Genomic DNA, 6,122 nt, shown 5'->3' with positions numbered 1-6,122 from the left:
CAACATCCGCTACGATTGCCTTGCTGGCTATCGCTTGCGGCCGGGGGCCAGACGTCTGCTGATCGGCAGTCTGTTGCTTCTGGCGGTGTTGTCAGCAGCGGTGTTGACCGTTTTCGGGGTGCTGCGGTTATTCCGCTGAGCGCCCCCTTTGCCCATCTTTCAGCCGAACCGATGACTGCCCGCGGAGGCTCTATTTGGCCGCCACGCTGAGAAGACTGTTGAAGGTGCCGAAGCAATTGAGGCGAATCTCGGGATTGCCGGGATCGGTCAACCACTCACCATCCACCATGAATTTGTACTCGTAATCGCCGGGCAAAAGCATCACGATCTTCTGCCAGACCCCCTCGCTGTTGCGCTTCATCCTGCCGGCGCTTTCGTCCCAGGCGTTGAACCCGCCCGCCACGGCCACCTGATGGGCATCCGGGGCGATCAGGGAAAAGGTTACCCGACGTTTTTTGGGTTTCTGGTGCGAAGGCTTTGGGCTCATCTCCGGATTCCTCCCCTGTTTAGCGCCTACCCGCGATGGCTGATGCCCGGTTGGCATCCAGCGCCATCACTTCGAAAATTTGTTGCCGCAATTATTACGCCAATATAAAAATAGGGATGCCAGAGGAAACCGCAACCCGCAGCGCTGATGTGTAAACCGCATTCTGAAGCCGGCTGCGGCGCCGGCGCCTAACTGTCAGGGTTTTTTTCAAACTGGAAAACCCGAAAACGGCCTTCGTGGCAATTTCGCCAATCAACGGGAGCCTCGGGCTCCCTTTGGCAGTCGCTCTTAGACTCCGCCACCGTTGGGTTGGGCCCCGAGTTCAGCCCGCCGGGCTGCGGACGCCAGCTTGCCTGGCCGCATGGCGCGGGCGTCCCAGGACCTGGGTCCCCACCGGCATCCCGGCATGGGCGGCAATCACCGGGCATTTGACCTTGAAAAGGAAAAAAATATTGCCAGGCGCCTCGCTGAGCGTCTCGTAGTTGCCCTGACCCTTGGCGATAATCATGTCAGCCGCCCGGAACCGCTGCTGGAATCCCGGGCTGCAATCTTCGAGCAGCGTTCCCGGTGCATCCGAACCGTTGTCGATGACCTCGCAGATCTCCGCCAACCCCGCCGCCCGGGCATCGGCTGCGGTCGCGTCGTTGAGCACCGGGGCGCCGCGAACGGCCAAGGTGACCCGCTGCGGGGGAAGGACCTCAACCAGCAGGCGGTCAAAGAAGATCTCGCCCGCATTGTCCGCCAGGTAAAGAATGCGCCGGGCCCGGACGGCGGTTCGTCGAAATTGGCTCAGCTCGCCGCACAACGGTTCGGCCAGGGCCTTTTCGACGGCTTGCAGCATGTCCGTTTTGGAAACCCGGCTCTTTGCCCCCAGATCGATCACGTTGCCTGCGATGGCCAACCTCACAGCCATTGTCAGCGGGTCTCGCGCCGATTGGACCTTGGCCCGCAGCTCCGTTGCCAAGGCCATGGCCATGCGGTTCTGGGAAGCCTTCACCGTTTGGTAGGGGTCAGCCTGGCCGGAGAGCTCGCGCAACCGGCGGTGAAGGCGCTGCGCAAGGACAGGCGGCGGCTGATCCAGATCCATCGTGCTGGCCCAGCGCAGCATTTGGCGGACCATGTCCGTCCGCAGGGTCTGATCGGCGGACACCATGCGGGTGGCGTCGAGGACCTGGCGAACGAGGCAGGGGATGCAGTCGAGGGAAGTGTTCACGCGCCGCTCGGTTGGGGTTTTTGGGTTGCGGCAAAAAACAATTCCACGATATGGCGAATGATTTTGGTTCGTCATCAAGGCACATTCGTCGGCGCATATCGGGATATGTGCCGACGGATGTAACGCCGGTGACGGGCCAAAAGACAAGCAAGATGTGGAATTATTTTTTGCCGAGGCCCTCAGGCGTCGAGGATAGATTGCTGATCAGTCAGGGGGCCGGCAAGGCCGCCCCGCTAAATGCGGCGACCTTGCCTTGCAGCCCGATTGCCTGCTGTTCACCCCGGCAAGGGTTTACTCCGCTTCCGGCGCGTTCTGAATTTCAGCCAGACGCCGCTCGATGGCCGCCAACTCCCCTTGCAGGGCTTTGGCCTGGTTTTGAAGCGCCTGCTTTTCGGTTTCCGGACCCGGCTGGCGGAAGGGGGCCGCGTAGCCCAACCCCCCACCATAGCTGCCGCTGCGCGCCCAGCCGGGTTGGCCGGTGGCGTAGGCCATGCGCCGCCAGCCGCGGCCGCGGCCGAAACCCGGTCCCGCACCGCCTCTGGGGAAGCCGGCGCCGTAAGCGGGTGCCCACGCGCCGGTGCAGTAGCCGCGCCCGCGGCCGGTCATCGGGCCCATTCCCATTGGTCCAGTTCGATCTCCTCCTGGCATGGTGATTTCCTCCTTTTTCAGGTTTAGGGTCGCGGTAAGAAATAATTCCACAAGATGGCGCCGGATTTTGGTTCGTCACCAAGGCACATGCGTCGGCGCATATCGAGATATGTGCCGGCGGGTGTAACGCCGGTGGCGGGCCAAAAGACAAGCAAGGTGTGGAATTATTTATTATCGAGGCCCTTAGGTTACACTCTGATCATGGCAACTTTACACGTCGGGCATCTTTGATCAAAACAGGGCACGCCACGCTGATGCGGCTGGTGCTGCCCGCACTGCGGGCAGACACAGTAATCGTTTGCACTGGTGCCGGCACCGGCGGCACCTCGGGCGCGCCGGCGGGCGCCTCTGCCTTGTCCGCGAGGGTTGCCCGGCCCCACCGCCGGCGTGCGGGAGGAGCTGTCGGGACGCGTCGCCTGAAAAGGGCCACGCCCGGCGTGCATCCGGCCGCGGGCCCGGCCGCGGCAGCCGGGCATGGCAAAACGATCGCTCTTCAAGGCCCGACGCAGCCAGGCGTCGATCACCGTTTGTAGCTCGCCGGCAACAAACGGGTAAACCCGGATGCCGTAACCGGAGAACATCTTCAGCACCGGCCGCGAGATGGCGCCGCAAACCAAGGTGTCGGCCCCCAGTTCCATCAGACGCAGGACCTTCTGGACGGGGGCATCGCCCATCAGCTCCTCCTGGGATTTTTGGATCACCCGGCCGGGTGCGGCCTGAACCAGGCAGATGTATCGGGCCACATCAAAAACCGGAGCGATCCGGTTGTCCCATATCGAGAAAGCCGCTTTCATTGCAGCAGCACCCCTTCCACTAGTGCGTGCAAAAACCTTCCTGAGCGGACCAAGCCGCAGGCTGATGCTCGTTTAAGTGGCTTTGGTTCAACCCGGTCGCCCGGTCGCAGTCTTGTTTTTGCGGGCCTGCCGCATGAGATAGTCGTTGGCCGCCGCCTGCAGGGTTTCAGCGGCCAGGAAAGCGCAATGTTGATGGTCCGGCGGCAGGCCGCCGACGGCTGCGAGAATGGTCTCCCCCGTAATGTCGAAAAGCGCTTCGGGCGTCTTGCCGTGGGCCAGTTCGGCTGCGAAGGAGCCGCAGACCACGCTGGGGCCGCAGCCGTCGGTCTCAAAGGTCGCCCTGGCGACCCGCTGTCCGTCAAATTTGAGAAAGATCTGCATCTGATCGCCGCAGCTGCCCCGCAGGCAGGCCGAGCCATCCGCGTCGGGCATGGCCCCCATGAAACGCGGGGTACGCCAACGCTCATATGCCTTCACACCCCACTCCCGCCGGGTTTCGGCGAAGATGCGCGCCTGAAGGTCCTGGGCAAAGGTCTCGAATGCATCCTTCATGAAATGACCTCCCCCACGCCTCACACGAACACCTGGGGCTGATAGTTCTCCGGCAGATGGGCCGTCCCTTTGACGCACGGCAGCTGCACCGCGCTGGCAACGCGCTGCAGGATCTCGTCCGTGTGATCGCAAAAGCCGTCGCCGGCGACCCATTTACCGTCTTCGCGGTGGGCGAAGGTGCAGGTGCAGAAGTGGATCGTGTCGGCGCCTTTGCTTTTCAGGATCTTGGCCAGTGCGACCGCATCGTCTCCCGGGCAGTGGCAGGTGAAGATGCCCACAAGTTCCAGGTGGTCATGACCGGAGAAGCCCTCGACCCCGTTTTTGAGACTGTTCAGACAGCCGGTCAGCGGGCAGCGGGCCTCGTTTTTTTCACAGCGGATCAATCCGATTTTCGCCATTTTTTTCTCCTTTTGGGCCGGGATGATCTTGGTTTGGTATCGGTGCCGCGGTATTCTCGCGGGCGGTTGTGCGCAGACGCTTCGATAACAAACACTAAGCATGGGCTGTGCCAAAATGTAAAATGGTCCGCTATACCGTTTATGCATCCGGAATAATTGATGTTTATTTAAATAGCTGCGGGCTCGGGAGAATTTTAAAGTCGCAATTGCGCAACCAATGGCAGTTTGAATAGGCGCTTTACTGCGACTATTTATGCCGATGGGATCGACCGTTGGCGGCCGGCAGGGTGATGCCCAGTTTCCTGATTTTGCGGAAAAAGGTGCTCTTGTGGATCCCCAGCTCGCGAGCGGCGGCCGCGCGGTTGAAGTCGTTGCGCTCCAGGGCCAGCTGCAGGCAGCGGGCGTCCAGCAGGTCGTGGGCGCTCTGGATGCCGGTGGATGCCGGGGAAGGGACTCCCCGTGCGGTCAGTTCCTCGGGCAGGTGGGGGATGTCGATCACCTTCTCCCTGCAGAGGATGAAGGCCCGTTCGATGACGTTTTCCAGTTCGCGGACGTTGCCGGGCCAATCATGGGCCATCAGAAGCGATAGCGCTTCGGCCCCGATGCCCTGGATGGATTTGCGGTGCAGCCGGTTGAAGCGCCGGATGAATTCCTCCACCAGAAACGGAATGTCCTCCTTGCGCCGGCGCAGCGGCGGAAGCTCCACGCGCACCACGTTGATGCGGTAGTAGAGGTCTTCGCGGAATGTCCCCCGGCGGGTCAGCTCGGCCAGGTTGCGGTTGGTGGCGACCAGAATGCGGGCATCAGCGGGTTCGCTGCGGGTGGCACCTAAAGGTTCATAGGTCCGCTCCTGCAGCACCCGCAGCAGGCGCACCTGCAGGGCCGGGCTGATCTCACCGATTTCGTCCAGAAAAAGCGTTCCGCCTTTGGCCATCGCGAACCGTCCGGGCTTGTCGCGCTGGGCCCCGGTGAACGCCCCGGCCTTGTAGCCGAAAAGCTCGGATTCGAGCAGGGTGTCCGGCAGCGCCCCGCAGTTGACCGCCACAAACGGCCCCTTGCGCCGCAGACTCAGATCGTGGAGGGTGCGGGCCACCAGCTCCTTGCCGGTGCCGGTCTCCCCCAGAATCAGCACCGTGCTGGGGCTGACGGCGATGGCCGGCAGGACCTCGAAGACCCGCTGCATCAGCGGGCTGCGACTCACCAGATCGCCCACCCGGAACCGGCCTTCCAGTTCGCGGCGCAGGGCCTCCACCTCGGAGAGATCGCGGAAGGTTTCCGCGCCCCCGATCACCCGCCCATCGGCATCGCGCAGAACCGCGGTGGAGACGCTGATGGGCCTGCGCTCGCCCTCGGCGTCGATGATGAAGCCGGATTTGCCGATGATCGGCTTGTCTGTCTTGAGGGTCTCTTGCAGGGCGCAATCCGCCCCGCACATGCTGGAGCGGAACACCTCCGAGCAGCGCCGGCCGAGGGCTTCGGAACGCGGTACACCCGTAATCTCCTCGGCTGCGCGGTTGAACGAGGTGATGCGCCAGTCCGGATCCACCGTGAAAACCCCGTCGGAGATGCTTTCCAGAATGGTGTCGGTGGGTGTGGGCGCAGCCGGTCGCCTGGCCACCGCGCGGTCACGTTCAGCGGACGTTTTGGTAATTCGTTTGGTCTTCATTTGCGATAGCCGTGAGACAGGTTTTTAATCCGATTGACATAATGGGATTTGACCCATAAAAAAGCAAGCAAGAGTGAAATTTTTATTCAAAAAAGAATACGTGAGGTGGCGTTATGGGAAAACACCTGGTCCTTGTGGGCGGCGGCCACGCCCACATGCTGACCCTTGCCGGGCTCGGTGAATTGACGGCCGCCGGCCATCGGGTGACGGTGATTGGCCCCTAGGAGCACCACTACTACTCGGGGATGGGACCGGGCATGCTGGGTGGCACTTACACTCCCGGTGAGATCCGGTTTGCCACCCGGCAGGTGGTGGAAAAACAAGGGGGGGAGTTCATCGCCGCCAAAGCCGAGCGCATAGACCC

The 6,122-nt window shown here is 62.2% G+C and carries 7 protein-coding genes and 1 pseudogene; 1 reads left to right on the top strand and 7 read right to left on the bottom strand.

Annotated features, from left to right (window positions below; genetic code table 11):
* Window positions 1-190: 190 nt before the first annotated feature.
* The 7 genes from LJE63_03555 to LJE63_03525 form a co-directional block, all read right to left on the bottom strand.
* Complete coding sequence (locus tag LJE63_03555; protein ID MCG6905678.1) at window positions 191-487, bottom strand: glycogen-binding domain-containing protein; 297 nt, start codon at window positions 485-487, stop codon at window positions 191-193.
* A 322-nt stretch (window positions 488-809) separates the two neighbouring features.
* Entirely contained in the window at window positions 810-1,700 is an 891-nt protein-coding gene (locus tag LJE63_03550; GenBank protein ID MCG6905677.1) for an ARMT1-like domain-containing protein, read from the bottom strand.
* 291 nt (window positions 1,701-1,991) lie between these two features.
* Window positions 1,992-2,348, bottom strand: coding sequence for a DUF5320 domain-containing protein (locus tag LJE63_03545; protein MCG6905676.1), 357 nt, complete (start codon window positions 2,346-2,348; stop codon window positions 1,992-1,994).
* Between the two features lie 188 nt (window positions 2,349-2,536).
* A complete protein-coding gene (locus LJE63_03540) occupies window positions 2,537-3,142 on the bottom strand; it encodes a hypothetical protein (protein ID MCG6905675.1) in 606 nt (201 codons plus the stop codon).
* A gap of 87 nt (window positions 3,143-3,229) precedes the next feature.
* Window positions 3,230-3,694: an iron-sulfur cluster assembly scaffold protein gene (locus LJE63_03535; GenBank protein MCG6905674.1), complete on the bottom strand. Its 465-nt coding sequence runs from the start codon at window positions 3,692-3,694 to the stop codon at window positions 3,230-3,232.
* A gap of 20 nt (window positions 3,695-3,714) precedes the next feature.
* Window positions 3,715-4,092, bottom strand: coding sequence for a CGGC domain-containing protein (locus LJE63_03530; protein ID MCG6905673.1), 378 nt, complete (start codon window positions 4,090-4,092; stop codon window positions 3,715-3,717).
* Between the two features lie 247 nt (window positions 4,093-4,339).
* Entirely contained in the window at window positions 4,340-5,758 is a 1,419-nt protein-coding gene (locus tag LJE63_03525) for a sigma 54-interacting transcriptional regulator (GenBank protein MCG6905672.1), read from the bottom strand.
* A gap of 113 nt (window positions 5,759-5,871) precedes the next feature.
* Here LJE63_03525 and LJE63_03520 point away from each other — a divergent pair.
* Window positions 5,872-6,122: pseudogene (locus tag LJE63_03520) on the top strand (pyridine nucleotide-disulfide oxidoreductase).

This window comes from Desulfobacteraceae bacterium (assembly GCA_022340425.1).
In the GTDB taxonomy this organism is placed as follows: domain Bacteria; phylum Desulfobacterota; class Desulfobacteria; order Desulfobacterales; family JAABRJ01; genus JAABRJ01.
Note: the sequence above shows the minus strand (reverse complement) of the source record. Positions and strands in the feature narration are given on the sequence as shown.